At 66.2% G+C, this 20,193-nt stretch carries 14 protein-coding genes and 1 pseudogene; 10 read left to right on the plus strand and 5 right to left on the minus strand.

Annotation, left to right across the window (positions count from 1 at the left end; genetic code table 11):
* From CCS01_RS35620 to CCS01_RS32385, 3 genes and pseudogenes are all read right to left on the minus strand, one after another.
* Window positions 1–96 (minus strand): annotated as a pseudogene (locus CCS01_RS35620) (IS5/IS1182 family transposase); the annotation flags it as partial.
* 557 nt (window positions 97–653) lie between these two features.
* Window positions 654–1,196, minus strand: a complete 543-nt coding sequence (locus CCS01_RS32380; RefSeq protein WP_239992488.1) for an aminotransferase class III-fold pyridoxal phosphate-dependent enzyme — start codon at window positions 1,194–1,196, stop codon at window positions 654–656.
* Between the two features lie 17 nt (window positions 1,197–1,213).
* The gene (locus CCS01_RS32385) at window positions 1,214–1,933 is read right to left on the minus strand and encodes a DUF1028 domain-containing protein (RefSeq protein ID WP_104523438.1); all 720 of its coding nucleotides are present in this window, start codon (window positions 1,931–1,933) and stop codon (window positions 1,214–1,216) included.
* Window positions 1,934–2,087: 154 nt separating this feature from the next.
* On the opposite strand from CCS01_RS32385, the gene tal reads away from it, so the two are divergent.
* Window positions 2,088–3,281: a transaldolase gene (gene tal / locus CCS01_RS32390; protein ID WP_104523440.1), complete on the plus strand. Its 1,194-nt coding sequence runs from the start codon at window positions 2,088–2,090 to the stop codon at window positions 3,279–3,281.
* 534 nt (window positions 3,282–3,815) lie between these two features.
* On the opposite strand, the gene CCS01_RS32395 is transcribed toward tal, so the two are convergent.
* Window positions 3,816–4,811, minus strand: coding sequence for an alpha/beta fold hydrolase (locus CCS01_RS32395; RefSeq protein ID WP_104523442.1), 996 nt, complete (start codon window positions 4,809–4,811; stop codon window positions 3,816–3,818).
* 234 nt (window positions 4,812–5,045) lie between these two features.
* Here CCS01_RS32395 and CCS01_RS32400 point away from each other — a divergent pair, with 234 nt between their 5' ends.
* The 8 genes from CCS01_RS32400 to dcd all read left to right on the plus strand — a co-directional run bounded on the left by CCS01_RS32400 (window position 5,046) and on the right by dcd (window position 13,701).
* Window positions 5,046–5,570: a pyridoxamine 5'-phosphate oxidase family protein gene (locus tag CCS01_RS32400; protein WP_104523444.1), complete on the plus strand. Its 525-nt coding sequence runs from the start codon at window positions 5,046–5,048 to the stop codon at window positions 5,568–5,570.
* Window positions 5,571–5,985: 415 nt separating this feature from the next.
* Window positions 5,986–7,149, plus strand: coding sequence for an oxalate decarboxylase family bicupin (locus CCS01_RS32405; protein ID WP_104523446.1), 1,164 nt, complete (start codon window positions 5,986–5,988; stop codon window positions 7,147–7,149).
* Between the two features lies 1 nt (window position 7,150).
* Window positions 7,151–8,029, plus strand: a complete 879-nt coding sequence (locus CCS01_RS32410; protein WP_104523448.1) for an SDR family NAD(P)-dependent oxidoreductase — start codon at window positions 7,151–7,153, stop codon at window positions 8,027–8,029.
* Between the two features lie 294 nt (window positions 8,030–8,323).
* A complete protein-coding gene (locus CCS01_RS32415; protein ID WP_104523450.1) occupies window positions 8,324–9,136 on the plus strand; it encodes a hypothetical protein in 813 nt (270 codons plus the stop codon).
* A complete protein-coding gene (locus CCS01_RS32420) occupies window positions 9,133–9,783 on the plus strand; it encodes a gluconate 2-dehydrogenase subunit 3 family protein (protein ID WP_104523452.1) in 651 nt (216 codons plus the stop codon). Before CCS01_RS32415 ends, CCS01_RS32420 begins: the two co-directional genes overlap by 4 nt.
* Complete coding sequence (locus CCS01_RS32425; protein ID WP_239992489.1) at window positions 9,773–11,464, plus strand: GMC family oxidoreductase; 1,692 nt, start codon at window positions 9,773–9,775, stop codon at window positions 11,462–11,464. The genes CCS01_RS32420 and CCS01_RS32425 overlap by 11 nt, the downstream gene beginning before the upstream one ends.
* 727 nt (window positions 11,465–12,191) lie before the next feature.
* A complete protein-coding gene (locus tag CCS01_RS33390) occupies window positions 12,192–13,106 on the plus strand; it encodes a M48 family metalloprotease (protein WP_146102071.1) in 915 nt (304 codons plus the stop codon).
* A complete protein-coding gene (gene dcd, locus CCS01_RS36295; RefSeq protein ID WP_104523456.1) occupies window positions 13,084–13,701 on the plus strand; it encodes a dCTP deaminase in 618 nt (205 codons plus the stop codon). Before CCS01_RS33390 ends, dcd begins: the two co-directional genes overlap by 23 nt.
* A gap of 130 nt (window positions 13,702–13,831) precedes the next feature.
* Here dcd and CCS01_RS32435 read toward each other — a convergent pair whose 3' ends face one another.
* Window positions 13,832–16,342, minus strand: a complete 2,511-nt coding sequence (locus tag CCS01_RS32435; RefSeq protein ID WP_104523458.1) for a glycogen/starch/alpha-glucan phosphorylase — start codon at window positions 16,340–16,342, stop codon at window positions 13,832–13,834.
* A gap of 1,099 nt (window positions 16,343–17,441) precedes the next feature.
* Here CCS01_RS32435 and CCS01_RS32445 point away from each other — a divergent pair.
* Entirely contained in the window at window positions 17,442–19,673 is a 2,232-nt protein-coding gene (locus CCS01_RS32445) for an NADP-dependent isocitrate dehydrogenase (RefSeq protein WP_104523462.1), read from the plus strand.
* The last annotated feature ends 520 nt before the right edge of the window (window positions 19,674–20,193 follow it).

Genomic DNA, 20,193 nt, shown 5'->3' on the forward strand with positions numbered 1-20,193 from the left:
GTTGTTCGCAGCGGTCACGCCAACGGACCCCGGACGGCCCGGCAAATGGTCCTTGATCCGCTCCCACTGGTCGTCGCGCAAGGCATGTCGATGCATCGGTCAGCCTCTCCAAAGCTGACTGCCTATGCATCGAAGAACCGGGGCTGCTGGAATCGGGAAGCCGCTTGTTGATCAACGATTCCGCCGCACTGTTGCAGCCCAGACTCACTCGGCTGGCTCCAATTGACGACACGCCCTAATTCCCTGGGGAACGAAACGCACTAATGTTGTAAGAGCCTGTTTTACTCGAATTGCTCCTCCTTTATCGCAGCGAGCCGGGAAGTACCTCCGCCCTTGATCGCGGCAGGCGGCGGCCGGAGGGCCATGAACTTGGCGTCTTGGTGTCTTGGCGTTTTATCGGTGGAGCCAACCCCACTGGCCACCGGTTTTGCGCACCTGTCGCCGCCGGGTGCGACGGCATCGTTCCCGTTCAACGGCAAGACGCCAAGATACCGGGGCACCCATCACCGTCCGGCGGGATGAATGCTTGCCCAGTCTTGTGCCCGTTGAAGACCTCACCGACGGCCGGCGCGATCTCGGCGGTGCCGCGCAGCGGCTTGCGCGTGCGCTCGACCCTGGCCTTGATGGCGGCGAGGCGTGCGACAAAATCCGCTTCAGTCTCGCCGTCGCGCTGCTCGCGATAGGCAAAGGCCGGGGTGACGTGGCTGAACGCATCCGCCAGCAGCGGCGCATACGGCGCCCGCCGCGCCGCGTTGCCGCCCAAAACCAAGAGCACCCAGCGTATTGCCGTGGTAGCTCTGCCGCCGGGCGATGAAGCGGCAGCGCTGCGGCTGATCGATCTCCAGGAAGGACTGCCGCGCCAGCTTCAGCGCGGCCTCCATCGCCTCGGAGCCGCCGGCGACGAAGAACGCATAGGCCAGGCCACCGGGCTCATGGCCGACCAGCGCCTCGGCCAGTTCCTCCGGCGGGGCCGAGGTGAAGAAGCCGGTATGCGCATAGGCCAGCGCCGCCGCCTGGCGCCGGATCGCCTCCACCACCCGCGGATGCCCATGGCCGAGGCAACTGACCGCAGCCCCGCCCGAGGCGTCCAGCACCCGCCGTCTGTCCGCGGTGACCAGCCAGGCGCCCTCGCCCCCGCTGGCCATCGGCGGCGGGGGGGCGCGCAGGCTGCGGTGGATGATCCGGCTGCTTGTCATGCCGCCACTCTTCCCCGTCACCGCCGGAACCGCAAATCCAGCCCCTGCGCGATCCACCCCGCCTCGATCACATCCAGGTCGGTCAGGCCGGACGGGTTGGCCTTGGACGGAGCCACGCCAAGCCGCGGCGCGCCCTGCTGCTTCCAGATCGCCAGCATCCGGCGCAGCTCCGGCAACGGGTTCGCATGGTCATCGACCCGGATGTCCAGATCGGCGAAATCCTCGGTCGTGACCATCAGCATGGCGGCGGATTGCTTGCCGCGCCGATCGCCGCCGGCCGCCTCGCCGGCTTCCATGGCGCGCATCAGCCGGTCGGGCATCGGCAGCGCCGGGTTCGCCTTCCAGGCGTCGAGCGTGGCGGACACCGTCTTCTCCCCGGCCAGCATGTTGCCGGCGACGCTGATGCCGGCGGCCGAGGCGCTGCCGCACCAGGCGACGCAGTTCTTCCCGGTCCAGGCGGCGGTGCGGCCGAGGCGGTCGACGGCATGCACCTGGCGGATGCCGCGGCCCTCGTCCCCGGCCAGCGCGCCCTCGATCGCCGCGGCCGGCGGCAGGCCGCGCTGCATCGCGTCCAGCACCGCCGGCCCCAGGTAGCGGTTGGTCACCGACTGGGTGGACACCGCCCCCACCCCCGCCCGGACGAACGGGCAGGAGGCGCCGACGGCAAACGCCTTGGTGGCGACGGCGACGGCGAACGCCTCGGCGTTGGGATCATGGGCGACGATGGACCAGGTCATGCCGGCGCGGCCTTTGTAATGAGAGCTGCAATGCGGGCGTCATCAGACCGCAACGCGCCGGGGGTAGTGTTCACGATCTCGTCGGTTCGCTATTTGCGCGTGCGCCCGGCGGGATTCATGCCCAACTCGAAGCCGGGCGTCACAGGAGTTGATCATGGCCAATGCACTGCACGATCTCGCCGCCGCCGGAGTCGCCGTCTGGCTGGACGACCTGAGCCGGACCCGGATCCATTCCGGCAGCCTGGCCCGCATGGTCGAGGCCGGGGAAATTGTCGGCATCACCACCAACCCCACCATTTTCTCCAAGGCCATCGGCAGCGGCTCGGGCTACGAGGACCAGTTGCGCGACCTGGCGCTGCGCGGCACCAGCATCGGCGAGACGCTGCGGCTACTGACCGCCTGGGACGTGCGCGCCGCCTGCGACATCCTGCGGCCGGTGTATGATCATTCCGGCGGGCGCGACGGCCGGGTGTCGATCGAGGTCGATCCGCGCATCGCCGAGGATGCCGAACGCACCGCCGCCGAGGCGCGCGGCCTGTGGTGGCTGGTCGATCGGCCCAACCTGTTCATCAAGATCCCGGCGACGCTGGCCGGCCTGCCGGCGATCACCGAGACCCTGGCGGCCGGGATCAGCGTCAACGTCACGCTGATTTTCTCGGTGGAGCGCTACAAGGCGGTGCAGGAGGCGTTCCTGAAGGGCCTGGAGCAGCGCGCGGCGGCGGGCGGCAGCCTGCACGGGATCGGAAGCGTGGCCTCGTTCTTCGTCAGCCGGGTGGATACCGAGGTGGATCGCCGGCTGGGGCAGAAGACGCCGCACCTGCATGGGCAGGCCGCGGTGGCGAACAGCCGGCTGGCGTATGAAGCCTATGAGCAGATGCTGCGGACCGAGCGCTGGCAGGCCCTGGCGGCAAAGGGCGCGCTGCCGCAGCGGGTGCTGTGGGCCTCCACCGGCGTGAAGAACCCGGCCTACCCGGACACGAAGTACGTCGTCGACCTGGTGGCGAAGGACACGGTCAACACCATGCCGGAGGCCACGCTGGACGCGGTGAAGGCGCACGGCCAGGTCCGCGGCGACACGATCCGCGACGCCTATGCCGCGGCGCACCGGACGATGGAGGACCTGCGCAAGGCCGGCGTGGATGTGGCCGACGTGGCGGCGGTGCTGGAGGAGCAAGGGGTCGAGTCGTTCGCCAAGAGTTGGGAAGAGCTGATCGCCTCGGTGACCCAGCAGATCGAGAAGATGGGCGGCTCGGTCATGCCGGCCGGTGCGGTGAAGCCGGCCAGCGGCGATGGTGGGCAGTCACGCACGCCGGCGGCCGGGGCACCCCGGCATTCGGCGCAGACGTAACGGCCACAGCCGCTTCCCCCTGTGGCGCTGTACCGCGAGGCGCCGCCAGCCACGCCCGGGTGAAGCCACCAGGCGATCCCGGGCGGGTAGCAATGCGATCCCCCTTCGCCGGCATCCCGCCGCGCTCAGCGGAATCAGCAGTCTTACGGCCTCCCCTGCCCGCTGGCCGCGCCGGTCCCGGTCAGACCACAGCACGGCGCTCGCCCCTGGCCCACTGCGACCGCAGGTCGCAACAAATTCTTCTCTGCGTGCTCTGCGCCCCGCTCTGCGCGCTCTGCGTTGTAAAAATGCGATGGCGCAACAAAGTTCGGCGTGGCCGGTGAGTCGCCCGGCACCAAACGCCGTTGGCGCCCCGACCACCGCGATTCAACACAGTCCCCCAGCCCGCCCGCGGCACCACGATCGATGAAAATGGCAGCGGCCGTTGCCCTTCTGTCATGGCCGGGCGTGCCCGGCCATGACGATGGGGCGATGACCCTGCGGAACCGTATGTTCGAAGCAGTCCCCGGAACATTTCCGTTCGGCAGGCCAAGCTCAGCCCGCCGCGTCCTGGACCGCGATCGCCTCGCTGCGGATGGTGATGTCCCGCACCGCCTCCGCCACCACCTGCGGGTCGACGTGGTGCAACATATGGCCGGCGCCGCGGATGATGCGCAGCGCGCTGTGTGGGAGGACAGCATGCAGCCGCCCGGCCATGCGGGCGAAGACGATGGCGTCGCCCTGTCCGGCGATGATCGTCACCGGCAAAGTCAGCTCACCGTAGCGCGCCCGCAGCGCCTTCGCGCTCCGCACCATCAGCGCGCCATCCTGCACGCCGGCGCGGATCTGCGACGGACGCAGTGCCATGGCGGTGGAATACGCGCGCTCGAACCGCGGCGTCACCCGGTTCGGCGCGAACATGGCGCGCTTCAGCAGCGGCATTTGCAGCCAGCCCAGCAACGGCAGGACGGTATACCGCAGCACGTCGCCAATCACCGGCAGCGCCGCCACCCCCACGATCGGCACGTCCGGACGGAATGTCTCGAAATAGTAGCCGGACACCAGCACCAGGGCCGCGACGTCGGGCTGATGGCGCTCGGCCAGGGCGAGGGCGACGATCGCGCCCCAGGAATGGCCGACGACCACCGGCCGCTCGACCGCCAGCCCGGACAGGGCGCGGTGGATCAGGTCCGCCTGCCGCGCGGCGGTCCAGGGCGCGCCGTGCGGGCGAGTGCTGTGGCCGAAGCCCGGGCGGTCGAAGACGATGACGCGATGGGTCCGCAGCAGGATGTCCGCCACGCCGCTGGTGTCCCAGTCCTCGCCGGTGACGGCGTTGCCGTGAATCAGCACGACGGCTGGCCCCTCGCCGCGGTCGGTATAGTGCAGGCGAACCCCGTCCACGATCATGAAGGCGCCCCGCGGCGTATGCCGGCGCTCGGTCCAGCGGGCGAACAAGGCATTGGCGCCGGCCACAGCAGCGAGGCCGGTGATGCTGGTAAGCAGCACACGCTGTGGCCGTGAAGCACGGCGGACCGAAGCAGAGCGTTTCATGGCAGTCGTTCCTGTTGCATGGGCGTCGGCGCGGTCCCGGTTCCGCACGAACCGTGCGGGGCGCTCCAACCGGATCGAACCCCACGCGGCTGGTCCGGTCGCAACACGACGCCGGGAAGCCGCACATCCGCGACCGGCTGTTGCGCCGCCTCAACACGCTGATACAGTACCAGCCGTACCACAAAGCCCTGACCATAACCGGGCGATGGGCAACGACCAGGGAGGCATTGAACCATGGCCGATGGATTCACCATCGCGAATTTCCGCCACGTGGCGCACGGATTGCAGGAAGGACAGTTCGCCGTCGGCGAGAAGCGCCGCGCCGCCAGCCTGTATGACCTGCCGCCGATATACCGGCAGTTGCTGGACGAGCCGGTCACCGTCACCCTCGCCGTCACCGGCCCGGACGGCCGGCCGAGCCTGACGCCGATGTGGTTCGACCACGCCGACGGCGAGGTGCTGGTCAACACTGCGTCACACCGCAACAAGTGCCAGTGGATCCGCGACAATCCTCGCTTGTCGGTGCTGCTGGTGAACCCGAAGAATCCGTACCACTGGATGCAGATCAAGTGCACCGTGCGGCGGGAGCTGCGGGAATGGGAGGAAGGCGGCGAGGATGTGACGCGGCAGCTCGACCGGATCTGGACGAAGTACACCGGCCAGCCGGGGCCGTACGCGCTGCGCGATCCGAAGATTGACGAAAAGCGGGTGCTGTTCTTCTGCGGCGTCGATCACGTCGCGACGTTCGGCGAGCCATAGCCCGGGAAGACGAAGCGCCTGCGCCCCCTTTGGGTTAATACCGGGGGGCACGGCGCGGCAGGTACCATAAAAGCGCGATCCCTCAGGCGCCGGTGAGCACGCGGAACGAGGTCGTCTCTCTATCGTCATGGCCGGACGTGTCCCGGCCATCTGGGCTGCGACGGTGGGGGGTAGATGGCCGGGACACGCCCGGCCATGACGGTGAGGCAACGGACCGGGCGCCAAATCCTTCTCCAGCCACCGCCCTGTCCTGATACGTATGGCGACACGCCCGGCCATGACGGTATGGCAACGGCCGCACGCCCAAGTAGGCCGCCCGGCCAGCCAGTCCTGCAATGGCTCAATTCGGCGATAACGCCGAACCGTCCCGGTGGTTGGAGACTTGTTCTTTTCAACCGACCAATGGGACGCCCGCATGGATACCTTCCCCACCGACCGAAGCGGCGCACCGCAGCCCGTGCGCGGCGACAAGGGGGCCAGCGATCCCGGCCCCCGCAACACGGCCCGCGACCGGGAGAACCTGGATGTGCTGGTGCCGCCGGAAACCGATCGCGGCACCATTCCCAACCTGAAGTTCTCCTTCGCCGAGGCGCATAACCGGCTGGAGCCGGGCGGCTGGGCGCGGCAGGTCACCGAACGCGAACTGCCGATCGCCACGGCGCTGGCCGGGGTGAACATGCGGCTGAAGGCCGGCGCGGTGCGGGAGCTGCACTGGCACAAGCAGGCCGAGTGGGCCTACATGCTGTACGGGCAGGCGCGCATCACCGCACTGGACGAGCGTGGCGGCCAGTTCGTCGATGACGTCGGCGAAGGCGACCTGTGGTATTTTCCGGAGGGGATTCCCCACTCGATCCAGGGCCTCGAGCCGGATGGCTGCGAATTCCTGCTGGTGTTTGACGACGGCGCCTTCTCCGAGGACAGCAGGTTCCTGATCACCGACTGGTTCGCCCACACGCCGCGGGACGTGCTCGCCGCCAATTTCGGCTGGCCGCGGCAGGCGTTCGACCCGATCCCGAAACAGGAACTGTATATCTTCAACGCCGACGTGCCGGGGCCGCTGGAAGGCAACCGCATCGGCCCACCCTCGGGCGAAAACTTCAGTTTCCGCCTGCATGCCCAGGAGCCTCGCAAAACCGATGGCGGCTGCGTGCGCATCGCCGACTCGCGCAACTTCCCGGCGGCGAAAACCGTCGCCGCCGCGCTGGTGGACGTGGCGCCGGGCGGGCTGCGCGAGCTGCACTGGCATCCGCAGGCGGACGAATGGCAGTACTACATCCGCGGCGAGGGGCGGATGACCGTGTTCGCCTCGGAAGGCAAGGCGCGGACCTTCGATTACCGCGCCGGCGACGTCGGCTACGTCCCGCATGCGATGGGCCACTACATCCAGAACACCGGTGAAACGACATTGACGTTCCTGGAGATGTTCCGCAGCGACCGCTTCGCCGACATCTCCCTGAAGCAGTGGATGGCGTTGACGCCGCACGAACTGGTCCAGGCGCACTTGCGGCTGGACCGCGCCCTGATCGACGGGCTGCCGCAGCAGAAGCTGCCGGTGGTGCCCGGACAACGGAGGACGTGACATGGCTGATACAACATCCCGGGGACGGCTCGCCGGCAAGGTCTCGATCATCACCGGCGCCGCCCGCGGCATCGGCCGCGCAACCTGCGTCGCCTTCGCGCGCGAGGGTTCGGCCGTCGTTGGCGTCGACCTGGCCGCGCGCGCCAGCGGGACGACGGATTTCGCACAGCCGGACCAGGACGAACTGGAGGAAACCGGCCGCCTGGTGAAGCAAGCCGGCGGGCGCTGGCTGTCGATCCGGCTGGACCAGCGCGACCTGCCGGCGCTGCGGGAGGCGGCGCAGCGGGTGAAGCGGGAATTCGGCGGCATCGACGTGCTGTTCGCCAATGCCGGCATCCAGGCCTTCAAGCCGCTGCTGGAGATGGAGGACGCGGACTGGCACGACCAGATCGACATCAACCTGACCGGCACCGCCAACGCGATCCGTGCCGTGGCGCCGCATATCGTGGAGCGCGGCGGCGGGCGGATCATCGTGACCTCCTCCACCCAGGGGCAGCATGGCACGAAATACGGCTCGGCCTATTCGGCGTCGAAATGGGGCATCATTGGCCTGATGAAGTCCGCGGCGCTGGAACTGGGCGCGCACAAGATCACCGTCAACGCCGTGATCCCCGGGCTGATCGATACGCCACTGACACGGCATGAATCGCGCTACGCCCAGGCGATCGAGGTGTCCGGCAAGCAGCCGACGGGCGACGAGAAGAAGGACGAGAAGACCGCGGCCGAGGCCAGGGCCAAGGCAACCCCGCTGGGCGTGCCCTGGATCGAGCCCGAGGACGTCGCCCCCGTGGTCGTGTTCCTCGCCTCGGACGAGGCGCGGATGGTGAGCGGCGCCGCCTACGACGTCACCGGCGGCGACAGCGCCCACAACGTGGCGTGACGCGGCGGCACGTCGCGGACACGCCGCCCGCGGCAGCAGGAAGGAGCCGGAGGGATGGGCAGTCGTTCCCCCCACGTCATGGCGGCCACAGGGCCGCCATCCACGCCTTACGGCGCTGGTATCGGCAGAAGGCGTGGATGGTGGGCCTGCGCCCACCATGACGAGGGGGGGCCGGTGCACCGACTCCGGCAGATCGGTCATGACGAGGAGGGGCCGGTGCGCCGGCTCCCGCAGATTGGTTATTTCGCCTCAAGTCCCGTGAGGCGCGCCGCCACCCCGGACCGGGACCGGACAATGAGCGCCGCCCGCCGGCTCAACCAGGCAGCCGGCCTGCTCGCCGCGTCGGTGCTGGCCGACAGCGGCGTCGAGCACTACCGCGGCTGCTTCGAGAACCCGGCGATGTACCTGCCGCTGGCTTCCTCCGCCCTCAGCCTCGCCGCCAGCCTGCACGGCACGGCCGATGCGCGGGGCGGCGGGCATCGGCTGCGGGATGCGATCTATGCGCTGGCCGGCCTCACCGGCGTGGCCGGCACCGGCTTCCACCTCTACAACATCGGCAAGCGCGAGGGCGGGTGGTCGTGGATCAACCTGTTCTACGCCGCCCCCGTCGGCGCGCCGATGGCGCTGTCGCTGTCCGGCCTGATGGGCTTCCTGTCCGAGCGCCTGCGCCGGACTCCGTCCAACAGGCCGCCGCGCCTGCTCGGCTTCCCGGCCGGGCGCACGCTGGCGGCGCTGACCGGCGCCGGGCTGGCCGGGACCACCGGCGAGGCCGGCCTGCTGCATTTCCGCGGCGCCTTCCAGAACCCGGCGATGGTGCTGCCGGTGACCGTCCCGCCGATTGCCGCGGCGCTGCTGGAGGCGACGGCGGCGCAGGATGCGCCATCCCCCGGCCTGCGCCGCGCCACAGGCGGCTTGCTGCGCCTGACCGCCCTGCTGGGCTTCGCCGGCGTCGGCTTCCACATCTACGGCGTCAGCCGCGGCATGGGCGGCTGGCGCAACTGGAGCCAGAACGTGCTGAACGGCCCGCCGATACCGGCGCCGCCCGGGTTCACCGGCCTGGCGCTGGCCGGACTGGCCGCGCTGTGGCTGCTGGAGGGCAAGCAATGACCGCGCCTGAGCGCTACCCCGGCTACGACGTGCTGTCCAAGCGCAACACGCCATCGTGGAACGAGCAGACGCGGCGCGCCATCGACCAGCGCCTGGCGGTGCCGCGGGAGCCGCAGTTCTTCTCGGAAGCCGAATGGCAGACGCTGGTGGCGCTCTGCGACCGGATCATGCCGCAGCCGCCGCACCGCCCGCCGGTGCCGCTGGCCGCCTATGTCGACCGTAAGGTGCGGCTGGACCACCAGGACGGCTTCCGCCAGGCGGCCATGCCGCGCCAGCAGGAGGCGTGGCGGCGCGGGCTCGCCGCGCTCGACGAAGCCGCCCGGCAGGCGCATGGCGGCCGCCGCTTCCACGAGATCACCCCGGCGGAGCAGGACGCGCTGCTGCGGCAGGCGCAGCGGGGCGAACTCGACGGACCCGCCTGGGGCGGCATGCCGAGCGCGGCGTTTTTCGTCGATCGCGTCATGCACGACATCCTGAGCGCCTATTACGCCCACCCGACCGCCTGGAACGAAATCGGCTGGGGCGGCCCCGCCGGCCCGCGCGGCTATGTCCGCATGGGCTTCGACAAGCGGGACCCCTGGGAAGCCGCCGAGGCCAGGCCGGGACAGGCGGACAAGGCGCGGGAGGAGAACCGCCGTGTCGGATAGCCGCACCGGCTACGAAGGCTACGTCACCGCCGCAGCCGATCCGTTCGATCGGCCGCGCGCCATCGGTGGCCGGGCGCCGGACGTGTTCCGCCCCGGCGCCTGGGTGCCGATGCGCCAGTACGCCGATACCGACGAGGTGGACTTCGCCATCGTCGGCACCGGCGCCGGCGGCGGCACCCTGGCGTGCCGGCTGGCCGAGCAGGGGTTCTCGGTGGTGGCGCTGGACGCCGGGCCGTTCTGGCGTCCGCTGGAGGATTTCGCCTCGGACGAAACCGAGCAGACCAAGGTCTTCTGGATGGACGACCGTCTGATCGACGGCGACAACCCGATCAAGATGGGCGTCAACAACAGCGGCAAGTCCGTCGGCGGCAGCACTGTCCATTTCCAGATGGTGTCGTTGCGCTTTCGGCCGGAATGGTTCAGCTCGCGCAGCCAGCTTGGCTACGCCGAGGACTGGCCGCTCGACTGGCGGGAGATGTGGCACTACTACGACGAGGTCGAGGACGCGCTGGCCGTGGCCGGACCGCTGCATTATCCCTGGGGGCCGAAGCGCAAGCGCTATCCCTATCGCCCGCATGAACTGAACGCCGCGGCGCTGGTGCTGGCGCGCGGGGCCGAGGCGATGGGCACGGCATGGGCCGCCTGCCCGCTGGCGACCGTCTCCGCGCCGCGCGGCCTGTCGCCGCCCTGCGTGCATCGCGGCTTCTGCCGCATCGGCTGCTCCACCAACGCCAAGCAGAGCGTGCTGACGGTGTGGATTCCCCGCGCCCTGGCGGCGGGGGCGGAAATCCGCGACCTGGCAATGGTGGGACGGATCGAGACCAACGACGCACGGCGGGTCACCGGCGTGCACTATCATCGCGAGGGACAGTGGCGGTTCCAGAAGGCGCGCAACGTCGTCGTCGCCGGCTATGCGATCGAGACTCCGCGGCTGCTGCTGCTGTCGGAGAGCAGCCGCTTCCCGGACGGGCTGGCGAACAGCTCCGGGCTGGTGGGGAAGTACCTGATGACCCAGTGCAACCAGTCGGTCTGGGGCCTGATGGATGAGGAAATCCGCTGCTACAAAGGCCCTCCGTCCCTGTCGATCAACGAGCACTGGAACTACGTCGATCGGCATCCGACCAAGGATTTCGACGGCTACTACCTGTTCTACAGCCAGGGGCCGCTGCCGCTGGAATGGCTGGCGGTGCAGACCGGCGCGCGCGGCCTGTGGGGCGAGGCGCTGCGGACGGAAATGGAGAAATACAACCACCAGGCCGGCCTGCGCATGGTCGGGGAGCTGTTGCCGTACGAGAACAACCGCGTCACCCTGGCGGACGAGACCGACCAGTACGGGCTGCGCATCCCGCGCATCACCTACACGTACAGCGAGAACGACAAGCGGCTGATCCGGCACGGCATGGACCAGATGGAGCAGCACCTGCGGGCGGCCGGGGCGACGGATATCTTCCGGCAGGAGGACGACACCAACCACTTGAACGGCACCGCGCGCATGGGCGACAATCCAACCACCAGCGTGGTGAACGCGGATTGCCGGTGCTGGGACATCCCGAACCTGTGGATCTGCGACGGCTCGGTGTTCCCGACCGTCGGCGGGGTGAACCCGTCGGAGACGATCCAGGCGATCGCCTGCCGCACGGCGGACCGGATCAGGCGGATGGCGGCGCGGGGCGAGTCGTAATCCGCCCGAAAGATTTTGGCCTAGTACCGTAAGCGGTAGCCGATGAGTTTCGGCGAAGACCAACCATAGCCCTCCGTTTCCGTAAATTAGCCATACTTTTTCAATAACTTGGGTGTTCCGCGGTTCTAGCCACGTGATCTTGGGATTGATAGGGGTCTACAACCATAGGTTGACAGGTCTCTCAACTTTGATCGCGAGAATGTCAACTGAACTTGACGCAAAGTGGTAGTTATCCTACATCCGTCATCGATCCGTTACAGAGGCTTGACAGCAATGTTTATGGCAGCTCCTGACTCATCCGCGCCCGAGCTACGCCTCTTCAATCTCGCGCTAGATCTGGCCGCCACGCACGCGCATCTGGAAGACGACACGCTATCTGACTACGCTGAGAGACTGGTACGTGAAGCGCTCCTTATAGCAAGTGATCCAAATACAAGCGGACAAGGAATGGAGCCAGGTGCCATCCGGCTCGCGCTCGCAGCCGTTCGCGATCCAAGTTTACAGGCCGAGTTACGAAAAATCTCGACCTTTCGGAATTTGACCCCTGAAACCGCGCTCCGGATTAAGCATGGGGTAGAGGCTCAACTTGCGGCCTAACATAGACCTACGTCTGATCGTCGACAGCCTACGCAAGGTCGCTGCTACGCCCTATTTTGATGCTAGGGTACTGACGTACAGTGATCATCTTTGCCGAGCAGTTGAGTTCGCTCTCGCTCATAAGCCGTCATTGCCAGATGCAGCCTTGCGCCAACTCTCTGAGGTGGTTTGGATTGCTCATCAGTACCTTGTGGGCTCGATCTCTCGTGAGGCGCCGTACGAAATGGAATTTTGCCTCAAGAAAGCGCTTGATGAGTGGAAAAAGAAAGAATGCGTAATAACAACCAGCCTTTCTCTTGACTTATACGGGGCGTTTCATTTCCGGCAAGCAGATCCTTGGGAAATCATTCAGAATATTCTTCCTTCATTTGATGGGAAAGGCTTCAATCCTGCATTGATACTAATCAGCCTCCCGCGTGTATATAGAAGCAAGCCCATATTTTGCATTCCGCTATACCATGAGCTGGGGCACTTTGTAGATCGTCATTGGGGCATAACGACATTAGCGCAAGTTATGATAAGGCAAGCTTCGCTTTTTGGACTGTCCGGTATGCCGCCAGGACATTGGGCAGAATTCTTTGCTGATCTCTTTGCTACATGCTATGTCGGCGAGAGCAGCATCCGAGTACTTCAAACTGCTGCGCCCAATAATCCAACCTCCGCCACGCATCCGTCTACATCTGATCGGGTGGCATTGATGAGGGCATTCCTCGATGGAACTCCTGACCCGAAGATAAAGGTGATACAAAATGCTCTTATCAGGCTTGGAGCGCCTGTCTTGGCACCGCGATACTTGTTGCCAACGATCAGCAGCGCCTACGATGATCTCAGAACTTACGTTGTTCAGTCCGTCCCGGAAGTGCATGGCCTTCTTGCCTCGGCATGGGCTTACTTTGAAGGAGCACTGGCGAACGGGTTTCCGTGGGCTCGGACGCCACTGCATGAAGGCAACATAGAAAAAGTTGTGAATGATTTGACCGAAAAATCAATTCGCAACTATTCGATCAGGATGATGTGGCAGAATGCGACTCCTAGCGCGATCTGATGTCGAACAGCGGCTACATTCTAACGGGCTCGATCAAATATTTATTGACCCCTTACTTGACCGCAGCCAAATCGGTGAAGTTACTGTCGATCTACGTTTGGGGTATGATTTCCTAGTATCGGTTCTTACGCGCAAGCCTTTTGTGAGCGTAGATCGCTCAGATCATGAATTTCGCTCGATTGAATCTTATTTCCAATCTACAAGAAGGGAACTAGGGGAGAAGTTCATCTTATATCCCAATCAGACGGTAATCACTACGTCCCTTGAGTACGTGGGGCTGCCGAATGATGTCTTTGCGGATATTTTTCCGCGCAGCAGCTACGCTCGGCTAAGCGTCCAATTCAATGCGATGGTGCAGCCGGGATACAGAGGCTGTATGCCACTTGAAATGGCGAATGTCGGAACCAACCCCGTAGAGTTAGTAGTTGGGAGCCGGATTGCCCAATGCCGACTATACGAAATCGAGCAGCCGGCAGACTATAATAACTACCCAGAATCTCGCAAATATCTCGGCACAACACGACCTATAGTATCGCGCGCACCAGAAGATACTGACGTCGCTATTCTGGCGGAAGTCCGCCGCGGAAGGTGTTAAGCTGCACCAGCAGTTCCCGCGGGGTCTTCATGCGGGCTCACCGTCGAGCTCAACGACGAGCGGTACTAATTGCAGGGGTAGAAAGCGGCCTTCCTGGCTTTGGCTCGACACTCACAAAAGATCGATCAGCCTACGGCACCGGGCACGGTCCCGCCTGCCAGATCTCAGCCGCATACTCGGCGATCGTCCGATCGCTGGAGAAACGTCCGGAAGCGGCCAGGTTCATGATGACCTTGCGCACCCACCCGTCCGCATCGGCATAGAGCCCGACCAGATCACGGTCCGCCGCAAGATAGCTCCGGAGATCGGCCAGGTGCATGTAATGATCGCCGTGCGTCAGCAGGGCGTCGCGCAGCGGCTCGAACACCCCCGGCTCGTGGCGGCTGAAGTGATCGGAGAAGATCAGGTCCAGCGCGGCCCGGGTTTCCGGTTCGTTGTCGTAATGCCAGTGCGGATTGTACCAGCCGCGGCTGCCGGCCACCTGCCCGGCGGTCAGGCCGAACAGGAACAGGTTGTCCTCGCCCGCCGCCTCGGCCATTTCGATCGTCGCGCCGTCGCGCGTGCCGATGGTCAGCGCGCCGTTCATCATGAACTTCATGTTGCTCGTGCCGCTCGCCTCGTAGCCGGCGGTCGAGATCTGGTTGGAGACATCGCTGGCCGGGATCAGGCGCTCGGCCAGCGAGACGCAGTATTCCGGCAGGAACACCACCTTCAGCCGATGGCGCACCACCGGGTCCTGGTTGATGGTGGCGGCGAGGTTGTTGATGAACTTGATGATGACCTTGGCAAGATGATAGGCCGGCGCCGCCTTGCCGGCGAACAGGAAAGTGCGCGGCGCCATCTCCGGCGCCGGATCCTGCCGCAGCCGGTTGTAAAGCACCACCACCCGCAGCGCGTTCAGCATCTGCCGCTTGTATTCGTGGATCCGCTTCACCTGGCTGTCGAAGATCGAATCCGGATCGATGCTGATCCCTTCGGCCGCCCTCAGCCAATGCGCGAAGCTCGCCTTCGCCTCCCGCTTCGCCGCGCGGACCGCATCCCGGAACCCGGCGTCCTCGGCCAGCGGCCGGAGCTTTTCCAGTTGCGCAAGATCGGTGATCCAGCCGTCGCCGATGGCCGCAGTGATGCGTCCGGCCAGCGCCGGGTTGGCGAGCAGCAGCCAGCGCCGCGGCGTCACGCCGTTGGTCTTGTTGCTGAAGCGCTCGGGATACATCTCGGCCAGGTCGCGCAGCGTTTCGGTGCGCAGCAGGCAGGAGTGGATCGCCGCCACGCCGTTGGTGCTGTGCGAGCCGACGACGGCGAGATTGGCCATCCGGATGCGGCGGTTCGGGTCCCCGTCCACCAGGCTGACGCGCCGGACGCGGTCCTCGTCGCCCGGGAAGCGGGCGCGCACGTCGTCGAGGAAGCGGCGGTTGATTTCCAGCACGATCTCCAGGTGGCGCGGCAGCAGGCGCTCGAACCAGGCCAGCGGCCATGTCTCCAGCGCTTCGGGCAGCAACGTGTGGTTGGTGTAGGCCAGGGTCTGTTGCGTCAGGTCCCACGCTTCGTCCCAGCCGAGGCCGGCGTCGTCGAGCAGGATCCGCATCAGTTCCGGCACCGCCAGGCTGGGGTGCGTGTCATTCAGCTGGATGGCGACCTTGCGGGGCAGCGCGCTCCAGTCGGCATTGATCCGACGGAAGCGGCGCACCACGTCGGCGAGGGAACAGGCGACCAGGAAATACTCCTGCACGAAGCGGAGCCCCTGCCCCTGGCTGGTCGTGTCGTCGGGATACAGCACCCGCGTGAGCGATTCGGCCGAAAGCTGGCCGGCCAGGGCGCTGACGAACTCGCCGGCGCTGAACGCCTGGAAGTCGAACACGTCCGGCGCCGCGGCGGCCCACAGGCGGAGCGTGTTGATGGTCCGCCCGCCGTAGCCAGCCACCGGACGGTCGAACGGCAGGCCGAAGACGCTCGACGGACGGCCCGGGACGACGCCAAGCGTGCCGCCGCGCACCTCGAACGAGCAGCCGAGTTTGATCTCCACCCGTTCGTGCGGCCGGGGGACTTCCCACGGATCAGGATGCCGCAGCCAGTTGTCCGGCCGCTCCCGCTGCCAGCCGTCCTCGATGAACTGGCGGAAGATGCCGTATTCATAGCGCAGGCCGTAGCCCATGGCGGGAAGCTGCATCGTCGCCATGGAGTCGATAAAGCACGCTGCCAGACGGCCAAGGCCGCCGTTGCCCAGGCCGGCATCGGGCTCCTGCTCGATCAGGGCGAGCGGATGCAGGTTCTCTTCCTTGACAAGCCGCTGCGCCACGGGATCGAGGCGAAGATTGGTGATGGTGTTGGCCAGGGAGCGGCCGATGAGGAACTCCATGGAGAGGTAGTAGATGCGCTTCGGGTTCTCCCGTTCGTAGGTCTGCTCGGTGCGGAGCCAGCGTTGCGACAGGACGTCGCGGACCGAGCGGGCGGCGGCCTCGTAGCGTTCCCGCGCGCCGGTGGCCGCGGCGTCAACGACGTTGTCGAACATGAGGTGGCGTTCGTAGAGAGCGTCGCTGGTGCCGGTGAACTGGATCGGCCCGCAGCCGTACTGCGTCAGCAGGTGGTTGATGTCCGCCGGCTGGGGTGGCTGTGCGCCGGCCGGGGTTGCGTTTTCGTTCATGGGCCTGTCCTCCTTCGCCGCCCGGTCGATGCGTTCCGCAAATGCCCGCCCTTCCGCTGACCAGGAACGCCATTATGCCACGGTGTGACGAAAGTGGGCGAACGCAGCGTTTCCATGAGCCAATAGAAGCGAGGACAGAGCGCATGCGGCGGGAATCAATGGAAGCCAAAGCCGGGGGCGCCTGGTAAAATCTGGCCATTCAAAATGACGGGCCCCGAACGAGAGGACGGTCTCCCGCGAGTTTCAGGCAGTCTCCTGCAAATCCAGCTTCCCGGCCGGGTTTGGCTGAGCTTCGCCCGCCGCCGAGGCCCGAGCCGCAGGCCCGGCACAGCCTGCGAACATCAGCGGTTGTCAGCGCCGTCGTTCGTCCGCCGGGCTGCCGTGCTTGCGGCCAATGCCGCGCAGCGTCTCGCGGATCACCGGCTCCTCCCCGACATGGTGGGCCTGCGCCCCATTGGCGTTAAAATGGGGCTGGCTGTTGCCTCCTCGTCATGGCCCGGCTTGTCCGGGCCACCTGTCGCGGCACAGTGCTGGAATAGGTGGCCCGGACAAGCCGGACCATGACGGAATGGCAAGCATCGTGCCGCCGCCACGCTATTTTAACGCCAATGGGGCGCAGGCCCACCATCCACGCCTTTGCCGGGGTGCAACACCGCAGGGCATAGATGGCGGCCCGGAGCCTGTGCCCGGGCTTGTCCCGGGTAGCCGCCATGACGGTTGAGCCCAAATCCGGCAGTTGGACCGCCATAGGGCCAAGGGGCCGGAAGATTTTCAACCCCTGGCTGTAGTCACCCCGGTTGCAGTTGAGGCGTCCGTGCGGCAAGTGGAGCGGTTATTCTGCATCAGGCGCTGAGCCCCAACCACGTCCGGTGCCGCCAGCCGTGCGATCCGGCGCTTGCGGGCCGCGGAAAAGGAAACCGCCATATCGATCCCGGCAGCATGATATAATGCGCGATGATATCCCGTCCCGCGTGTTATGCCCCGGTGTTGGAACTTCCTGTGACAGGCGCTCGGCGCGGTGTCCCCCATCGAGCGCATAACGCAGAAGTTGACTCGACCGGAACGGCGTTGCCTGCTGCGGCCAGCGCGGAGGACCCACATGAGTAGCGAACCGACTATCATCTACACGCTCACCGACGAAGCCCCGGCGTTGGCGACCTACGCCTTCCTGCCGATCATCCGCACCTTCACCGCGCCGGCGGGTGTGCGGGTCGAGGAGAGCGACATCTCCCTCGCGGCACGGATCCTGAGCGCTTTCCCCGAGCACCTGACGCCGGAGCAGCGCGTGCCCGATGCGCTTGCCGACCTTGGCCGGAAGACGCTCGAGCCCGACGCCAATATCATCAAGCTGCCGAACATCAGCGCGTCGGTGCCGCAACTTCTCGCCGCGATCAAGGAACTGCAGGCCAAGGGCTACCAGGTCCCCAACTACCCCGGCGACCCGAAGACCGACGAGGAAAAATCCATCAAGGCCCGGTACGCCCGGTGCATCGGTTCGGCGGTGAACCCGGTGCTGCGCGAAGGCAACTCCGACCGCCGCGCGCCGCGTGCGGTGAAGGAGTACGCGCGGAAGAACCCGCACGCGATGGCCGAATGGGCACAGGCGTCGCGCACGCATGTGTCGCATATGCGCAGCGGCGACTTCTACCACGGCGAGAAGTCGATGACGCTGGACCAAGCGCGCGACGTGAAGATGGAGCTGATCACCAAGTCCGGCAAAACGCTGGTTCTGAAACCCCAGGTTGCGCTGCAGGCAGGCGAAATAATCGACTCGATGTTCATGAGCCGCAAGGCGCTGTGCGACTTCTACGAGCAGGAGATCGAGGATGCACGCAAGTCCGGCGTGATGTTCTCGCTTCACGTCAAGGCCACGATGATGAAGGTGTCGCATCCCATCGTGTTCGGTCACTGCGTGCGGATCTTCTACAGGGAAGCGTTCGAGAAACACGCCGCGTTGTTCGACAAGCTGGGGGTGAACGTCAACAACGGCATGGTCGACCTGTACGACAAGATCGCCACCCTGCCCGAGTCGCAGCGCGACGAGATCATGCGCGACCTGCACGCCTGCCAGGAGCACCGGCCGGAACTCGCGATGGTCGATTCGGCCAGGGGCATCACGAACTTCCATTCGCCCAGCGACGTCATCGTCGATGCATCGATGCCGGCGATGATCCGGGCCGGCGGCAAGATGTACGGTGCCGACGGACGGCTGAAGGAAGTCAAGGCGGTCATGCCGGAGAGCACCTTCGCCCGCATTTACCAGGAGCTGATCAACTTCTGTAAGTGGCATGGCGCCTTCGACCCGCGCACCATGGGCACCGTGCCGAACGTCGGCCTGATGGCCCAGCAGGCCGAGGAATACGGCTCGCACGACAAGACCTTCGAAATCCCGGAGGACGGCGTGGCCAACATCACCGACCTGGCCACCGGCGAGGTGCTGATGACACAGACCGTCGAGGAAGGCGACATCTGGCGCATGTGCCAGGTCAAGGACGCGGCGATCCGCGACTGGGTGAAACTTGCGGTCACGCGCTGCCGCAATTCGGGCATGCAGGCGGTGTTCTGGCTCGACCCGTATCGCGCGCACGAGGCCGAGCTGATCAAGAAGGTGACGGCCTACCTGAAAGAGCACGACACCACCGGCCTGACCATCCAGATCATGTCGCAGGTGCGGGCGATGCGCTACACGCTCGAGCGCGTGGCCCGCGGGCTCGACACGATCGCGGTCACCGGCAACATCCTGCGCGACTACCTGACCGACCTGTTCCCGATCATGGAGCTGGGCACCAGCGCGAAGCTGCTGTCGATCGTGCCGTTGATGGCCGGCGGCGGCATGTACGAAACCGGTGCCGGCGGTTCGGCGCCCAAGCACGTGCAGCAACTGGTCGAGGAGAACCACCTGCGCTGGGATTCGCTGGGTGAATTCCTCGCGCTGGCGGCGAGCCTGGAGGACCTCGGCATCAAGACCGGCAATGCCAGGGCTGGCATCCTGGCCAGGACGCTGGACGCCGCCACCGGCGCGCTGCTCAACAATCGCAAGTCGCCCTCGCCCAAGACCGGGGAACTCGACAACCGCGGCAGCCAGTTCTACCTCGCGCTGTACTGGGCGCGGGAACTGGCCGCGCAAACCGAGGATCGTGCGCTCGCGGAACACTTCGTGCCGCTGGCAAAGGCGCTTGCGGACAACGAGCAGGCGATCGTTGCCGAATTCGCCGCGGTGCAGGGAACGGCCGCGGACATCGGCGGCTACTACAAGCCCGACGACGTCAAGGTGAAGGCCGTGATGCGCCCGAGCGGGACGCTCAACGCGGTGCTCGCGGCGGCAGGCTGACGAGCAACGACCCGGCAAGCGCCGAGGGCGCGGTTCAAACTCCACCGCTTGGCGGGTCTACCGGCGCGCCGGAACCACCGGCTGGTGAGGGCCGGAGTCCGGGTCGAAAATTGTGCTGTGCAGGGGAGGCGACCAGCCTCCCCGGTTCGCATGCGTATCAGGATAAGCGGGCTGGCGGAGCAAGGGCTTCTCCCTCGCCGTCATGGCCGGGCGACATCCCATACGCGCCAAGGCGACGGGACGCGGCGCACTGTCCTGTCGTCATGGCAGCCGCAGGGCCGCCATCCACGCCTTGCGGTGCTGATATCAGCACCGCAAGGCGTGGATGGCGGGCCTTCGCCCACCATGACGTTGTGGGAACGGCCGTGCCATCAGCCGCCTAAGTTAGCGCTTATGGGGCGACATTCCCCGACCCTCCGCGGCCCTCCGAAACCCTCAGTTCCTTCTCTGTGCAAACAGTAATCAGCCATCAACCCCACCGCCCCAGCCAGGGACGCACCACCCCCCAGCCAGGGACGCA

It is taken from the genome of Rhodopila globiformis (assembly GCF_002937115.1).
Lineage (GTDB): Bacteria > Pseudomonadota > Alphaproteobacteria > Acetobacterales > Acetobacteraceae > Rhodopila > Rhodopila globiformis.